The following is a 15151-nucleotide window of genomic DNA, read 5'->3' as shown; positions in this document are numbered from 1 at the left end:
ATCAACCGGCTCAAACGCCATCGCGGCCTGGCCACCCGATACGACAAGCTGGCCGTCCGCTACGAAGCCACCATCCACGTCACCGCCATCAACGAGTGGCTACACGCACTTCGAGACAGGACCTAGCCGCTCTCGGCGTCCCCGCGCCCGGCCGGCCGAAGGACCCGCCGATCCGCATCCTCGATGCCGTCGCGTACGGCCACCCGCACGACCCAGTAGAGGACGCCGAAGAAGACGGCGGTCAGCACGCAGGCCAGAACGATGGCGAAGAGCAGCTCGGGGAGTCGATTGCCGGAAGACATGCAGGGACGCTATGCGCCCGGCCCCGTCGGCGCTGTCCCACGTACCCCGTGGTGCAGTCGGGCGGGCCCGCAACGTCGCGGACCCGCCCGAAACCTGTGCCTGCCGGGTTACGTCACTGGCCGACCTTGACGCCCGGTTCGCCGGCCATGAACTGGATGACCTGGCGCGGCTCCTGGCCCGGCCGGTCCGGGGCCCGCATCTTGCCGATCGGCAGGACCACCCGCCGGTACGTCCCTTCCAGCATCATCGCCGTGGCGGTGTACCAGGCGATCACGGCGGAGACGATGAAGATGTAGGCGCCCACCGTCCGCCAGCCCGAGATGCCGGCGATCTGACCGATCGCCTGGCAGGTGGCGCCGGCGGCGAGCGTGGCGAGCACCGCCGCCAGACCGATGCTCTCCGCGAGCGCGGCGAACGTGCCCGACCAGGTGATCGCGGCGAGCGCGATGAACCAGTAGCCGAGCGGGACGAACGGGTTCGGCGGGGTCAGTGCGCCGACCGCGACGAGCAGGAAGAGCACGCCGTAGGCGAGCCAGAACGCCCCCCAGATCCCGTGCATCGCGGTGGCGAGGCCGTCGCGCGCCCGGTACGCCCACATTCCGGCGAGGAACTGGGCGAGCCCGCCGGTGAGGGCGGCGAAGGGGAACAGGAAACGTGGGGTTCCCGTGTCGCCGTACCAGCCGGCCAGGTTCGCCGCGACGACGAAGGTGGCCGCCGCGAAACCGAACAGGCCGAGGATGGACGGCGCGGCCACCGGCTGCAGTGAGATCTGGGCGTGGTTGCGCCAGAACTCGAACTCGCCGTCGTGCGGTTGCGCGTGTGAAACGCGGGACATCTGATCCTCCTCGTCACGACGGCGGACTCCCCGCCGGTCCGTCCGAACGTCGGCGCCGTCTACCCCCTCCGACGGCTCCCATTCACCTGCCTCTTCCCCCGGCACCGGGCCGGGCCACCGTCCGACCCGGTCGCACCGGGCCCCGCCGGACGGAAAATGGCTGGTCCGGTTCGGGTGTCGGGGCGAAAATCCGGCGCATGCCCCAAGCGACGCTGCACACCGCCCGGATCCGCCTCGTTCCGCTCGCCGACGAGCATCTCGACCACGAGGTGGAGCTCGACGCCGACCCCGAGGTGATGCGGTACCTCGGTCCGCCTCGTACCCGCGCGGAGGTGGAGGTCCTGCACGGGCGGCGGCTCGCGGCGGCGCGGCGGGTGCCGGGGCTCGGCTTCTGGGCCGGTCTCGTCGACGGGGACTTCGTCGGCTGGTGGATCCTCGAACCGCCGGAGCGCGCCGACCAGGGCCCGGTGGCGGGCCAGGCCGAACTGGGCTACCGCCTGCTGCGCCGGTACTGGCGCCGGGGGCTGGCCAGCGAGGGGGCCCGCGAGCTGATCCGGCACGGCTTCGAGGAGCTGGGCCTGAACCGGATCTTCGCCGAGACGATGACGGTGAACGAGGGGTCCCGCGCCACGATGGCCTCGGTGGGCCTGCGGTACGTCCGAACCTTCCACCTGGACTTCGACGATCCGCTGCCCGGCACGGAGCTCGGCGAGGTCGAGTACGCGCTCACCCGGGACGAGTGGCTCGCCGCCCGGTCGGCCGAGGCCGCACGACCCTGAGCCGAGCCGCACGACGCCGAGCCGAGCCGGGCCGCGTCGAAGACGCCGGGCCGGGCCACGCCGCATGACGCCGAGCCGCGCCGCACGAGCCGGGCCGGGCCGTACGACGCCGAGCCGGGCCGCGGTGCGGATCAGGCGTGGTCGTTGGGCGCGGGGCCGACGCCGACGTTCAGCCGGTAGATCCAGAGCGGGTAGTCGACGCGGTTCACGCCGCCGGAGAGGCCCGGCGTGCGGTGCAGCTGGGCGGCGGGCAGCCAGAGGTCGCCACCGGAGTCGATCCACATGGCGTCCACCCAGGCCAGGCGGGGATCGGCGACGAGCATCGTCACCACCCGCTCCGAAGTGATGGTGAGGATGCGCCGCCGCTCGGCGTCGCTGAGGTAGATCGTGCCGTCCGCGTCGATGGCGGTGCCACCGGTGGTCGGGGTGTCGAGCCACGGCTCCACGTACCCGGCCACCGTGGCGGGGTCGAGCGTCGGGTCGTCGAGCCAACGGGTTTCGATGCGGGACAGGCCCCCGGAGGCGGGCTGGTAGTAAAGGTGGCGCCCGTCCGGGGAGACCTCGAGCTGGTCGGCGTGCAGGACAATCTCGTCGCCGGCGGAGTCGTGCAGCACCTCCCCGTCGGCGATCAGCCGCCGCCCCACCGTGGTGGGGTGCCCGTCCAGCACCCGACGGGCCCGCCCCGACGCGAGGTCGAGCACGATCAGGCCGGGCGCCCCGGCGTCGGTGAGGTACGCGATCGCCCCGTTGAACCGCACGTCGTCGACGTAACTGTCGTCCCGGACCGCCTCGGTGAGGTGGTAGATCCGGGTCACCGCGGCGGTGGCCGGGTCGGTCACGATCAGCCGGGCGGCGCCGGGGACCTGCGGCCGGCCCGGCCCCGGCGCACCCGAGTCGATGATCCACAGCTGGCCGTCCGGCCCGGTGCGTACGCCGTTGACGTGCACGTACGCCCCGTCGGGGCGGGGCTCGTCCTGGACCGCGTTCCACGACTCGTCCGGCCACGGCACCCGCCGGCCGTCCGGCAGCGCCTCGGCCACCTGCGCTCCCGGTGAATCCGCGGCGGGGAAGCTCACGAAGACGCGTCCCTCGACGGTCGTCACGCCGGTGCAGACACGGTCGTTGCGCACCGTCGGGATCAGGCGGCTGTCCGTCCGGGTCGGCAACGGCATGTGCTCCTCCAGCAGGGCGAGGCGTTCGGTCCCGGCGCGGGACGGCGTCCCCTTCCCACCGCGCGCCCGTCCAAACACCACTCCGACGCCGATCTCTTGACAGATGTCGATCTGTCGACTGGTGTGGGAGGGCAGCGACATCGATTTCCGTCAGGAGGGCACATGATCGTCCCCCGAAGGTGGGCGGCCGCGGCCACCGCAGCGATCCTGGTCAGCGTGGTGCTGTCCCATCCCGGCTCCGGCACCGCCGCGCCGGCCCCCGCCACACCGCCAAGGGTGGCCCTGGCCGACGACGAGACCGCGCTGGTCCGCGTGCAGCTCCGCGACCAGGCGCAGCTCGACCAGTTGGTGGCCCGGGGCGCGGACCTCGCCAACCGTCCCCGGTCGGCGGACGGCCGGATCTTCGCCGACCTGGTGCTCACCGGCGTCCAGCTCGCCGAGCTGACCGCGCAGGGGGCCACCCCGCTGCAGGTGGTGCAGCGCGCGGGCGACGGCGAGCGGCACTTCGCGGAGAGCCTCCGCGCTTCCCAGGCCCGCACCGCCGCCGGGCTGCGCGCCCCGGCCGCCGGCCAGCGCACGGCGAGCGCCGCGGCCGTCGACACGCTCCAGTTCCTCCAGGCGTACTGGTGGACCAGCAACGGGCAGACGTTCGTGCAGACCCAGGTCGCCACGACCGCCACCGACGACCCGGACGTCGAGATCACGGTGAGCTGGCGGGCCGCCGACGGCGCGACGGGCTCGTTCCCGCTCTTCCGGTTCGAGGACTCGGGCGAGTACCAGTACCACTACGCGCAGCCCGTGCCGGTGCCGAGCCGGCCGGTGCAGGTGACCGCCACGTCCAGCCTGGGCGGGGTGAGTCGCCCCGTCACCCCGGCGGTCTGGCCCAACGCCACGCCGCCGCCGCTGCCCGAGGGCTACCAGAAGGACTTCATCGACGCGTACCTCACGCCGACGGACATCCAGGCGCGGATCAAGCGGCTCGCCCGCCAGTACCGCGACCTGGTGGACGTGATCGACCTGCCGAACAAGACCCAGGGGTACCGGCGCACCGCCGTCGCGTACCTCGGTGATCCGGCGGCCGCCGCCGTGGTGGTGGAGTCGGTGCGCTTCGGTGACCAGGGCATGAACGGTGTCCAGGTGCGCACGGTCGATCCCGGTCGGGCGAACCGGCCGCTAACCGCGACCTACCGGGACCGGGTGCTCACCGTCTCCCTCGCCACCGACGGGGCCGGCAAGGTGACGAGCAGCACCGATCAGGTCGCCGCCGTGATCAACGCGCGGTTCGCCAACCGGTTCCAGGCGTTCGTGGAGCAGGGCTCGGCCGGACTGCCCATGCCGGTGGTCGCGCCGGTACGCCTCGACGACGGACTCCAGGGCACGGAGGTGTCGACCAAGCCGTGGACGGTGCAGGCGCTGCGCATCGGCGTGCACCGCGACGGTTCCCGCATCGGCGTCCTGGCCTACTCGCAGGAGCACGCCCGGGAGTGGGCCACCCCGCTGGTCACGTTGGAGTTCGCGGAGCGGATGCTGGCCAACTCGCGTACCGACCCGGCCACCCGCGAGCTGCTGGAGCAGACGGAGATCTTCGTCATTCCGACGGTGAACCCGGACGGGGCGAACTACTCGTTCCACGACTTCGACTTCCAGCGCAAGAACCTGGTGAACCACTGCACCGGCGTCAGCCGGGACCCGGCGAACCGCGACTCGTGGGGCGTGGACCTCAACCGCAACTACACGGTCGGCTCGCACTTCGACGGTTACGTGGGCGCCAGCAGCAACTGCCTCTCCGGCTCGTACGCCGGCACCGGTGAGCTCTCCGAGGCGGAGAGCCGCAACGTCGTCGCGCTGGCCCGGGAGCACGACAACATCCGGTTCGCGATGAACGTGCACTCCTACGGCGGGTACTTCATGTGGCCGCCGGGGGCGTACAAGGCCGACGGACGGGTCACCCTGCCCCGGCCGTCGATCGACGAGTCGAAGCTCTTCCTGGACAGCGCCCGGCGCATCGTCGGCGCCATCGCCCAGGAGCGCGGCACGGTCACCTGGCCCTCGCAGACCGGCCCGGTCGCGGACGTGCTCTACTCGGCCGCCGGCAACTCCGCCGACGAGCTCTACTACGAGCTCGGCATCTTCGCCTGGGACTTCGAGGTGGGCAACGACCGGTGGAATCCGGCCACCGGTCAGTGGGAGGGCGTCGGCTTCCAGCCGCCGTTCGACGAGGCGCACGGCGAGTCCCAGGAGTACGCCGGTGGGCTCGTGGAGATGGTCCGGGTCGCCCGCGACTACGCCGCCGCGCAGGAGGGTTGACGGGACGCCGGCCGGCCGGGACACCCGACCGGCCGGCCCCTTCGAGCTGCGCCGGCCGGCCGCGGATGAACCGCGGCCGGCCGGGTAAGCGGCACCATCCTGGCGGAGGACGACCGGCGTCGCGGCGATTCCGCGACCGGAGGGGCGGGCGGGCGGCGCAGGCCGGCCCGCCCGCCCCTACCGCGGGGGCCCAGAGGGTGTTTGAGAGGCCGTGCCCTACTGCGCCGGCCCCAGACGACGCCCGGCCGCGTTGTCGGTTCGCCCGGATACAACACCGGTATCCGGGCGAACCGCCGCCTTGCCGAACGCCGCCTGGCACCCGGCTCGCTACGGGCGAGCCTCCTCAAACACCCTCTCAGTTTCCGGTGATCCAGTTCCAGGCGGAGACGACCCACTCGGTCTGCTGGAGCCACGCGACGCCCAGCCCGACGAGGAAGACCGCCGTGATCAGGTGCGCGCCCCGCGCGGTCCGCCGGACCCGGCCGAGCTGCCGCTCGATGATCACACGGCCGAGCAGCCGGGAGAGCGCGAAGAGGCCGACCGCGACGAGCAGGCTCAGCACGAAGATCAGGAACGGGCCGGTCAGGTTGCCCCGACCGGAGATCGCCCAGATCCCCCAGCAGACGAAGGCGAAGAGCCCGCCCGCGGCGCTCCACTCGCCACCGCGGCGGAGCTGGGCCAGATGCCAGCTGACCGGCCGCCGCGGCACCGGTTCGCCGGGCCAGCCGGTGCCGGTCGGCTCCTCCACGACCGGGAACGGTTCGGTACGGGGCGTCTGCGGCTGACCGACCGAGGCCACCCCGCGGCGGAAGCCGTCCCGCTGCTGCGGCACCACCCCGGGCTGCGGCGGCACCTCGACGGTCCGCTCCGCCCACGGCTGTGTCTGGTCCGCCATGCTCGTCCCCTCCCCTGTACCGACGGCGCCGTCGGCGCCTCGCTCCGAGGGTAGCCACCCGGCAAATCGGTCGCCGAGCCCGGCAGCACCCGACTGCGGACGGACCGGACCGGCGTCGCCGGACCCACGACCGCCCGGCCGGTCGGAGGAACGACGGGCGGCGGTACGCGGGCCGCGACGGTACGGTCGGGGGATGGGTGATGCGGAGCGACGGCGACGCCGACTGCGACACCAGAACGCCGAACAGCAGACCCGGGACCCCGACGGACCGTCGGCCAGCACCGCGCGGGTGCACGACGGGCCCGAGGTGTCCCGCCGCCGCGGCCCGGCCGGCGACGAGCGGGAGAGCGAGCGCGGGCTCCGTGGTCTGGTCGGCTCCGGCTCTTCGCAGGTGCGGCTCAGCGCGGCGCTGCGGGCGCGGGACGCCGCCCGGCCGACCGAGCAGGACCTGGCCGAGGCCGAGGAGCGGGTCGTCGTCGTCCGGCGCAACTGGGTGCCCCGCGAAGAGCTGCCCCGGCCGCCGCGCTGAGCCGGTCGAAGAGGGGCGCGCCGCCTCGATCGTCGCCGGCCCGGGACCGGCCGGTCGGGACCACCGGGGGTGGCCCCGACCCCGGTGCATCAGGGCAGCGGAGGAAGCTCCCGGCTCGCCTCGTACGCGGCGACCTGCACGATCCGGCGGGCGTGCCGCTCGTTGCCGGAGAACGGGGTGTTGAGGAACGCCTCGACGATGGCGGTCGCCTCGTCCAGGGTGTGCTGGCGGGCGCCGACGGCCACGATGTTCGCGTCGTTGTGCTCCCGGGACAGCTGTGCGGTCTCGATGTTCCAGGCGAGCGCGGCCCGCACCCCGGCGATCTTGTTGGCGGCGATCTGCTCACCGTTCCCGGAACCGCCGATCACCACGCCGAGGCTGCCCTCGTCGGCCACCACCCGGTCGCCGGTGTGCAGGCAGAAGGCCGGGTAGTCGTCGTCGGGGTCGAAGACGTGCGGGCCGACGTCGACCACCTCGTAGCCCTGGTTGGCCAGGTAGCTGGCCAGGTGCACCTTCAGCTCGTAGCCGGCGTGGTCGGATCCCAGGTAGACGCGCATAACGCGCAGTCTGTCAGGCCGCGCCCGGTGACGCTGCAGGGGCGGCGCCACCGGGCGGTTCGTCACAGCTCAGCGCGGCAGCTCGGCGACGACCAGGCCGCCCCGCGCCTTCGGCGTGAACCAGGTGCTCTTGCGCGGCATCTTCTCCCGCGCCAGGTTCACCGCGACGAAGTCGTCCACGGTCACCGGGGCGATCAGGACGGCGAGCTCGGCCCGACCGGAGTCGACCTCGCCGGTCAGCCAGCTCGCCGGATAGTCACCGCCGACGTAGGTGATCCGCTTGTCGCCCGGGTCGAGGCCGAGCGCGTCACGCAGCAGCAGCCGTTCGACCAGGGCGTGGTCCAGGTTCTCCAACCGGTCGCCCGCGACGCGCGGCAGGCGCACCGCGTACCCCTGGCCGGCGAGCCGGAGATGGACGGTGCCGCCGGTGGCCGGCACCTCGACCGGACCGGCGATCGGGGTGACCTCCGCACCGGCGGCGCGCAACCGCTCCACCAGTTCGTCGCCGCTGGTGGTCAGCTCGCTGACCAGCCGGTTGTACGGCTGGATGGCGACCGAACGGGGCGTGGTGACCACCGCCAGGAAACGTGACAGGCCGCCGGTCTGCGCGGCGAGGCTGCGGTGGTTGCCGTCAGCCACCACCAGCTCGCCGCCGCCGGCGAGGCGGGTCAGCTCGTCCTGCTGCGGCCCCGGCCCCACCAGCCAGATCGCATGGGTACGCCCCGCCTGGTCGAGGTCGGTGGCGGCCGGCGCGCCCGCCGCCTCGGTGGCGTCGGCGAGCACCTCGTGCAGCTCCGCACCGCGTCCGGTCTGCAGCAGCAGAACCGGCGAGAGCAGGTGGCCGAGCGACTCGGCCAGGGCGACGCGCTCGCGGACCTTGGCGATGAAGACGTCCTCGTTGCGGATCACCAGACCGGGTTCGTCGGCCCGGGTGGAGATCTGGTCGGTCTCCACCATCGCGAAGAGCCCGTACGCCGGCTCCTCGCCCGGAGCGGTGATCCGGTAGAGCACGACCACCTGCTCGGCCGGGGTGTAGCTCCCGTCGGCCTTCGCCTCGGTCAGCCGGGCCACCGCGTCGGGCAGCGCGTCGAGGAAGGACCTGCCGAGGCTCCCCGGCGCCCGGTGCGGCATCTCGATGCCGAGGGCACTGTGCGGGTTCGCCTCGATGATCGCGGTGATCTCCGCGTCGTCGGCGAACTCGTCGTAGTTCTGCGCGCCGGTGCCGCCAGTGGTGATCCAGGCCCGGGCGATCGGATGCACGACCGTCATGCCCGCTGACGCTACCGTCGCCGGGCCGGCCGGGGACGTGGACCCGGGCCGCCGTCCAACAGGTGAAAGCGGCGGCCGGGGTGGATCGGTCCGCACGGGCGGGCGGTCAGAAGCGGCGGTCGTTGCTCCGGCGGTGCCGGCCCGCGGACGCGGGCGGGCGGCTCTGATCGGCTGCGTCCGCCGGGCGGTTGGTCGGCGGCGGCTTGATCCGCCCGATCGGCGTGCCGGCGGTGTTCGACGATCCCAGCAGGGCCGGCGTGGGCGCCACGCCGGGCGGAGTCCGCCGACCCCGGTTCGGCGGCGCGCCGGGTGGGGTCAGCCGGGACGTCGCCGCCACCCGGGCGACGCCCACCACGATCGGTGGGGCGAGCAGGTCCGCCACGTCCTTGGGTAGGTCGGGTCGGACCGCCGGCCAGCGGGAGTCGTCGACCGACCAGTACGCGGGGTTCTCGGCCGACTCTTCCGACTTCAGCGGATCGTCACCGGGAGCATGGCGGTGCTTGGCCATCGGGATGCCTCCACGAGCTGCGAATTTACCGATTGCGAACGGCTGCGGCGGACATCGGGCCAAACGAGGTCGACGGCGGGGCGGTGACGGGCGAGGTGGCCGAGGTAACGGGTGTTAACAGGGGCTCCCAGCGGCCGGGGGCGGCCTACCGGGAGCCCCTGCCCCCTCAGTCGAAGATCGGGGAGGCGTCGCGGGTCCGCTTCAGCTCGTAGAAGCCGGGCGTGCCGGCCACCAGCAGGACCCCGTCCCACAGCCGCCCGGCGGCCTCCCCCTTCGGGGCCGGCGTCACCACGGGGCCGAAGAACGCGACGGTGCCGCCGTCCGGGCCGGGAGCGTGGATGACCGGGGTGCCCACGTCCTCGCCGACCGGGCGCATGCCGGTCTCGTGGCTGGCGCGCAGCGCCTCGTCGTACTCGGTGCCGTCCGCGGCGGCGGCGAGCGTCGGATCGAGGCCGGCGTCGGCGAGCGCGGCAGCGTAGAGCTCCGGCCCCCGCTCCTGCTTCTCCAGGTGGATCCGGGTGCCGAGCGCGGTGTAGAGCGGGCGCAGCACCTCGGCGCCGTACCGCTGTTCCGCGGCGATGCAGACGCGTACCGGTCCCCACGCGGTGCTCAGGAAGGTCTTGTACTCCTCCGAGAGGTAGTCCCGGCCCTCGTTGAGCACCGAGAGGCTCATCACGTGGAAACGTACGTCCACGTCCCGGACCCGCTCGACTTCGAGCAGCCAACGGGACGTGAGCCAGGCCCACGGGCAGGCCGGGTCGAACCACATGTCAACGGCGACACGTTCGGTCACGGTGAGGTCCCTTCGCAACGAGGACGCCGATCGTCCGGCGTCTCTGCCGATCCTCACCCCGACAGGCATCGACCGGCACCGGGATGAGAGCGTGACCTCGGCCACCGCGGGACGCCGCTGCATGGAAGACTCGTTTCCGGGCCGACCGCCACGAGCGGTCGGTGGACGGCGCCGCGCGGCGTAGAGCGAGTGGGATGGAGACGAACAGTGCCGGGAGTGCGCAACCTGACCCAGGTCGAGGCCACCGAGCGGGCCCGCCTGCTCGAGGTGACCGGGTACGACATCACGCTGGACCTGTCGACCGCCGTGCTGGCGGACGAGGGTCGCACCTTCCGGTCCACCACGGAGGTCCGGTTCCGCTGCGCCGAGCCGGGCGCGAACACCTTCATCGAGCTGGCCGCCGACTCGGTCCGGTCGGCCACGCTGAACGGCACCCCGGTGGACCTCTCCGACTGGTCCGCCGAGAAGGGGCTCGTCCTCGCCGGCCTGGCGGGCGAGAACACGCTGGTCGTCGACGCCGACTTCGCGTACTCCCGCAGCGGGCAGGGCCTGCACCGCACCGTCGACCCGGTCGACGGCGAGACCTACCTCTACAGCCAGTTCGAGACGGCCGACGCGCAGCGGGTCTTCGCCTGCTTCGACCAGCCGGACCTGAAGAGCGTCTACACCTGGCGGGCCACGGTGCCGGAGCACTGGCGGGTCGTGTCGAACATGCCCGTCGATCGGGAGGAGCCGGCGGGTGACGGCCTGAAGGCCGTCCACTTCACGCAGTCGGCCCGCATGAGCACCTACATCACCGCGCTCTGCGCCGGGCCGTACCACGAGGTGCGGGACAGCCACGACGGCATCGACCTCGGCGTCTTCTGCCGGGCGTCGATGGCGCAGTACCTGGACGCGGACGACCTCTTCCTCATCACCAAGCAGGGGTTCGACTTCTTCCACGAGCAGTTCGGCGTCCGCTACCCGCTGCCGAAGTACGACCAGCTCTGGGTGCCCGACTTCAACGCCGGCGCGATGGAGAACTTCGGCTGCGTCACGCACGCCGAGTCGCACTACATCTTCCGCTCGCAGGTCACCGACTTCGAGTACGAGCAGCGGGCCAACACGATCCTGCACGAGCTGGCCCACATGTGGTTCGGTGACCTGGTCACCATGCGGTGGTGGAACGACCTGTGGCTCAACGAGTCGTTCGCCGAGTGGGCGAGCCACTGGTGCAACACCCACGCGACGCGCTTCAACGAGGCGTGGACGACGTTCCTCTCCATCCGGAAGAACTGGGGCTACCGGCAGGACCAGCTCTCCTCCACCCACCCGGTCTACACGGAGATGCCGGACATGGAGGCCGTCGAGGTCAACTTCGACGGCATCACGTACGCCAAGGGCGCGAGCGTGCTCAAGCAGCTGGTGGCGTACGTCGGTGAGGAGCCGTTCCTGGCCGGGCTGCGCGCGTACTTCGGCAAGCACGCCTGGGGCAACGCCACCTTCGACGACCTGCTCACCGAGCTGGAGACCGCATCCGGCCGGGAGCTGCGCAAGTTCGCCGCCCAGTGGCTGGAGACCGCCCAGGTCAACACGCTGCGCCCGGAGGTGACCGTCGGCCCGGACGGCACGTACCAGCAGGTGGTGGTGCGGCAGGAGGCGCCGGCCGACTACCCGACGTTGCGTACCCACCGGATCGGCGTGGGCCTCTACGACCTGACCGACGGACGCCTGGTCCGCCGGGAGCGGCTGGAGGTGGACGTGGCCGGCGAGCGGACCGAGCTCGGCGCCCTGGCCGGCGTCCGCGCCGCCGACGTGCTGCTGCTCAACGACGACGACCTCAGCTACGCGAAGCTGCGGCTGGACGACAGCTCGATGTCCACCGTCGTGCAGCACATCGCCGGCTTCGAGTCGTCGCTGGCCCGCGCGCTCTGCTGGACGGCCGCCTGGGACATGGTCCGCGACGCCGAGCTGGCGGCCCGGGACTACGTGGCGCTGGTGCTGGCCGGGCTGCCCGCCGAGACCGACATCAACCTGGTCACCGCCACCCTGCGGCAGGCCACCACGACGCTCACCCTCTACGCCGACCCGGCCTGGGCGCCGACCGGCTGGACGGAGCTGGCCCGTACCGCCAAGGCGGCGCTCGCCGCCGCCGAGTCGGGCAGCGGCTTCCAGCTCGCCTGGGCCCGGGCGTACGTCTCGGCGACCCGCTCCGAGGAGGACCTGGCGACGCTGCGGGGCTGGCTGGACGGCACCGACGTGCCGGCGGGGCTGAACATCGACACCGAGCTGCGCTGGAGTGTGCTCGCGTCGCTGGTGGCCAGCGGCACGGCCGGCGTCGCCGAGGTGGACGCCGAGCTGGCGCGGGACCGGACGGCGAGCGGCGAGCGGGAGGCCGCGTTCGTGCACGCGCTGGTGCCGACCGCCGAGAACAAGGCCGCCGTGTGGGCGCAGCTCACCGGGGCGGAGGCGCTGCCGAACTGGCGTAACCGGGCCCTGCTGCAGGGCTTCACCCACCCGACGCAGGTGGAGCTGGTCACGCCGTACCGGGAGAAGTACTTCGCGGCGGTCGGCCAGGTCTGGGGCAGCCGGGACAGCGAGCCGGCGCAGGAGTTCGCTCAGCTCGCCTACCCGACGTACCTGGTGGAGGAGGAGACGGTGGCGGCCACCGACGCCTGGCTCGCCGGTGACGGGCACCCGGCGCCGCTGCGCCGGCTCGTCGCCGAGGGACGCGACGGTGTGGTCCGCGCCCTCAAGGCCCGCGAGCGGGACACCCGCAGCGCCTGACGCACGACGTGACCGGCCCGGGGTCGGCGTGGGTGGGAGCCCACGTCGGCCCCGGGCCGTTGTCGTGGCCGTCGGTTCCGACGTCGCGGGCGAGGTGACCGGGCGACGGCCGATGCGTCTCGATCCGGGCGACTGGCCACGCTGACACGAGAAAGCCCGGTCCGCGCGAACGCGGACCGGGCTTTGTCGTACGAGGGTTCAGCCCCGGCCGGCGTGGCTGGCGAGCTGGTCGAGGCCGTTGATGATGCCGCCGGCCAGGTCGCCGCCGCCGAAGGCCGCCACCATGGAGAGCGCGGCAAGCTTGGCGTACGTGTCCGGGATGCGCTTACGCGCGTGCCGGCCGGTGACGACCTCCAGCCGCCGCTGGTTGGGCGACAGCGCGATCAGCACCGAACGGTCCGGGTCGGCGAGCTGGCGGTGCAGCCGCTCGGCGTGCTCCCGGATCGGCTCGTCGAGGCCACCGACGAAGACCGAGAAGACGAGACCGGTGCCTTGGTCGGCCAGGCGCAGCGCCTCGTCGATGCGGAGCAGCTGCCGGGTCGAGAACGGGCCGTCCAGCACCTCCGGCGGGTTGCCCGTGCTGACCTGCGTCTCACCAACGGTCACTTGCGCCTCCGGTTCCACCGGCCGGCGCCTCGCGGCCGGCCTGCTCCTGCTTTCGGCTGGTCAGCGCCGGTGCCTGCGCCCCGGCGGCCAGGGCGGTGCCGGCCGAGTCAGCCAGCTGCTCCGGACGGCCCAGGAACCAGACCGGAGTGAAGTCGAAGGAGCGGCCCGGCCGGTAGCGCTTGGCGCCACCACCGCCGTGACCGCGGCTGCCGGCGTACGCCAGGCCGCCGATCACCAGTATCGCTGCCGCCGGGATGCCGACGAAGACCAGCAACGTGTCGGTAACAGACAATCCCAACGCCCCCAGGCGGAAGAAGAGACCTCAGGCATCGAGGTCGGGTGGACAGGTTCAAGGCGTCAACCGCCCGACTCCGCTGCCTTTCACGTTAGCGGAGTCAACGGCCCGCCAGATCGCGGGGTGCCGATCCCACCCGCCACTGGAGTTCTCCAATTCCGCAGCGGTCGCGATCAGCCGGGCGTCGTCACCGTACCGACCGGTCAGCAGGATCCCCACAGGCAGTCCCGCCGCAGTCGCCGCTACCGGCAACGAGACGGACGGTTCGCCCGTGACGTTGAAAATGGCGCAGTACGGGGAGAAACGGCGCTGCCGATCGAAATCCGCCGCCGGGTCACCGTCCGCGGCGAACCAACCGACAGGTGCCTGCGGAGCGCAGAGGGTGGGGCAGAGCAGCAGGTCGCAGCCGGCCGTGCGGCGGGCGCCGAGGCGTACCTGCGCCTGCAGCTCGCCGAGGGTGGCGGAGAGCGTGCCCGCCGAGACCCCGGCGCCCCGGGCGCGCAGGAACCGGGTCAGCGGCAGCAGCTCGCTCTCCCGCTCCGGCGGCACCGGCGCGAGCGCCAGCACGTACCAGACGATCTCGAAGAGCGGCCACGCCGCAGGCCCGAGCGGCGGCGACACCTCGACCACTTCGTGACCGGCGGAGGCGAGCAGTTCGGCGGCCCGGTCCACGGCGGCGACACAGTCAGGGTGCACCGGCTCCTCGGCGAGCATCGCGGCGGTGAACCGCCCGATCCGCAGCCGGCCGGGGGCCGCCGCGCGTGCCGCGGCCAGGTAGCCGCCGGGCGGCGCCCCGGGCGACAGGTAGGGCTCGCCCGGCACCGGCTGGGCCATCACGTCGAGCAGAGCGGCGACGTCGGCGACCGTACGCCCCATCGGCCCGTGAGTGGGCAGGCCGAACGCGCCGAAGCCGACCGGGCCGCCGGAGACCAGGCCGCGGCTGGGCTTGTAGCCGATCAGGCCGCAGAGCCCGGCGGGGATGCGCAGCGAGCCGCCGCCGTCGGAGCCCTGGGCGACGGGGACCAGCCCCGCCGCCACCGCCGAGGCCGCGCCGCCGCTGGATCCGCCGGCGGTGTACGCGAGGTCCCACGGGTTGCGCGCCGGTGGCGCGACGCGGCCCTCGGAGTAGAGCGAGCAGCCCAGCTCGGAGGTGGTGGTCTTGCCGAGGCTGACGAGGCCGGCGGCCCGGATGAAGCGGACCACGTCGGCGTCGACCGGTGGCACGAAGTCGGCGAAGGCGGCCGAGCCGAAGGTCGTCCGGATCCCGGCGGTCAACGTCAGGTCCTTGATGGCGGTGGGTACGCCGTGCAGCGGGCCGCGCTCGTCGGCCGGCACCGCGTCGGCGGCGCGGGCCGCCTCCCGGGCCGCCTCGGCCGTGACGGTGACGAACGCGCCGACGGTGTCACCGAGCGCGGCCACCCGCCGAAGGTGGTGCTCCACCAGCTCCACGCTGGACAGCTCGCCGCGGGAGATCGCGGCGGCCTGCTCCAGCGCGGTCAGGTCGTGCGGCTCGGCCATGCCCTCATCCTGCCCGCCG

Annotated in this window: 15 protein-coding genes and 1 pseudogene; 5 read left to right on the top strand and 11 right to left on the bottom strand. The window is 73.1% G+C overall.

Annotation, left to right across the window (positions count from 1 at the left end; genetic code table 11):
* Positions 1–126: pseudogene (locus D7044_RS29115) on the top strand (IS5 family transposase); the annotation flags it as partial.
* On the opposite strand, the gene D7044_RS29110 reads toward D7044_RS29115, so the two are convergent.
* Both D7044_RS29110 and D7044_RS29105 read right to left on the bottom strand, forming a co-directional pair.
* Positions 123–302 (bottom strand): hypothetical protein, encoded by a 180-nt coding sequence (locus D7044_RS29110; RefSeq protein ID WP_120690801.1) that lies wholly within the window; start codon positions 300–302, stop codon positions 123–125. The pseudogene D7044_RS29115 and the gene D7044_RS29110 overlap by 4 nt on opposite strands.
* Before the next feature lie 113 nt (positions 303–415).
* Positions 416–1138 (bottom strand): acetate uptake transporter family protein, encoded by a 723-nt coding sequence (locus tag D7044_RS29105; RefSeq protein ID WP_120690800.1) that lies wholly within the window; start codon positions 1136–1138, stop codon positions 416–418.
* A 197-nt stretch (positions 1139–1335) separates the two neighbouring features.
* Here D7044_RS29105 and D7044_RS29100 point away from each other — a divergent pair, with 197 nt between their 5' ends.
* Positions 1336–1917 (top strand): GNAT family N-acetyltransferase, encoded by a 582-nt coding sequence (locus D7044_RS29100; protein ID WP_120679789.1) that lies wholly within the window; start codon positions 1336–1338, stop codon positions 1915–1917.
* Between the two features lie 131 nt (positions 1918–2048).
* Here the strand turns inward: D7044_RS29100 and D7044_RS29095 are convergent, their stop codons facing one another.
* Entirely contained in the window at positions 2049–3230 is a 1182-nt protein-coding gene (locus D7044_RS29095; RefSeq protein WP_233565160.1) for a major royal jelly family protein, read from the bottom strand.
* 21 nt (positions 3231–3251) lie between these two features.
* Here D7044_RS29095 and D7044_RS29090 point away from each other — a divergent pair, with 21 nt between their 5' ends.
* Positions 3252–5396 (top strand): M14 family zinc carboxypeptidase, encoded by a 2145-nt coding sequence (locus tag D7044_RS29090; protein ID WP_120679787.1) that lies wholly within the window; start codon positions 3252–3254, stop codon positions 5394–5396.
* A 355-nt stretch (positions 5397–5751) separates the two neighbouring features.
* Here D7044_RS29090 and D7044_RS29085 read toward each other — a convergent pair whose 3' ends face one another.
* Positions 5752–6291: a DUF2189 domain-containing protein gene (locus tag D7044_RS29085; RefSeq protein ID WP_120679784.1), complete on the bottom strand. Its 540-nt coding sequence runs from the start codon at positions 6289–6291 to the stop codon at positions 5752–5754.
* A 193-nt stretch (positions 6292–6484) separates the two neighbouring features.
* On the opposite strand from D7044_RS29085, the gene D7044_RS29080 reads away from it, so the two are divergent.
* Positions 6485–6820 (top strand): hypothetical protein, encoded by a 336-nt coding sequence (locus D7044_RS29080; RefSeq protein WP_120679782.1) that lies wholly within the window; start codon positions 6485–6487, stop codon positions 6818–6820.
* An 89-nt stretch (positions 6821–6909) separates the two neighbouring features.
* Here D7044_RS29080 and D7044_RS29075 read toward each other — a convergent pair whose 3' ends face one another.
* The 4 genes from D7044_RS29075 to D7044_RS29060 form a co-directional block, all read right to left on the bottom strand.
* Positions 6910–7377 carry a ribose-5-phosphate isomerase gene (locus D7044_RS29075; protein ID WP_120679780.1) on the bottom strand — a complete coding sequence of 156 codons (468 nt, stop codon included), beginning with the start codon at positions 7375–7377 and terminating at the stop codon, positions 6910–6912.
* Positions 7378–7446: 69 nt separating this feature from the next.
* Positions 7447–8646, bottom strand: coding sequence for a DUF1015 family protein (locus D7044_RS29070; RefSeq protein ID WP_120690799.1), 1200 nt, complete (start codon positions 8644–8646; stop codon positions 7447–7449).
* A gap of 106 nt (positions 8647–8752) precedes the next feature.
* Positions 8753–9154 (bottom strand): hypothetical protein, encoded by a 402-nt coding sequence (locus D7044_RS29065; protein ID WP_120679776.1) that lies wholly within the window; start codon positions 9152–9154, stop codon positions 8753–8755.
* A gap of 166 nt (positions 9155–9320) precedes the next feature.
* Positions 9321–9947: a mycothiol-dependent nitroreductase Rv2466c family protein gene (locus D7044_RS29060; RefSeq protein WP_120679775.1), complete on the bottom strand. Its 627-nt coding sequence runs from the start codon at positions 9945–9947 to the stop codon at positions 9321–9323.
* Positions 9948–10163: 216 nt separating this feature from the next.
* Between D7044_RS29060 and pepN the strand changes: the two genes are divergently transcribed.
* Complete coding sequence (pepN, locus tag D7044_RS29055; protein WP_120690798.1) at positions 10164–12713, top strand: aminopeptidase N; 2550 nt, start codon at positions 10164–10166, stop codon at positions 12711–12713.
* 198 nt (positions 12714–12911) lie between these two features.
* Here the strand turns inward: pepN and D7044_RS29050 are convergent, their stop codons facing one another.
* Genes D7044_RS29050 through D7044_RS29040 form a run of 3 tightly spaced genes read right to left on the bottom strand, consistent with a single transcriptional unit; the run spans position 12912 to position 15132 of the window.
* Entirely contained in the window at positions 12912–13319 is a 408-nt protein-coding gene (locus D7044_RS29050) for a DUF5130 family protein (RefSeq protein ID WP_120679770.1), read from the bottom strand.
* Positions 13306–13611, bottom strand: a complete 306-nt coding sequence (ctaJ, locus tag D7044_RS29045; protein WP_435820950.1) for an aa3-type cytochrome oxidase subunit CtaJ — start codon at positions 13609–13611, stop codon at positions 13306–13308. The genes D7044_RS29050 and ctaJ overlap by 14 nt, the downstream gene beginning before the upstream one ends.
* Positions 13612–13668: 57 nt before the next feature.
* The gene (locus D7044_RS29040) at positions 13669–15132 is read right to left on the bottom strand and encodes an amidase (RefSeq protein WP_120690797.1); all 1464 of its coding nucleotides are present in this window, start codon (positions 15130–15132) and stop codon (positions 13669–13671) included.
* Between the last annotated feature and the right edge of the window lie 19 nt (positions 15133–15151).

It is taken from the genome of Micromonospora musae, assembly GCF_003626635.1.
In the GTDB taxonomy this organism is placed as follows: Bacteria; Actinomycetota; Actinomycetes; order Mycobacteriales; family Micromonosporaceae; genus Micromonospora; species Micromonospora musae.
Note: the sequence above shows the minus strand (reverse complement) of the source record. Positions and strands in the feature narration are given on the sequence as shown.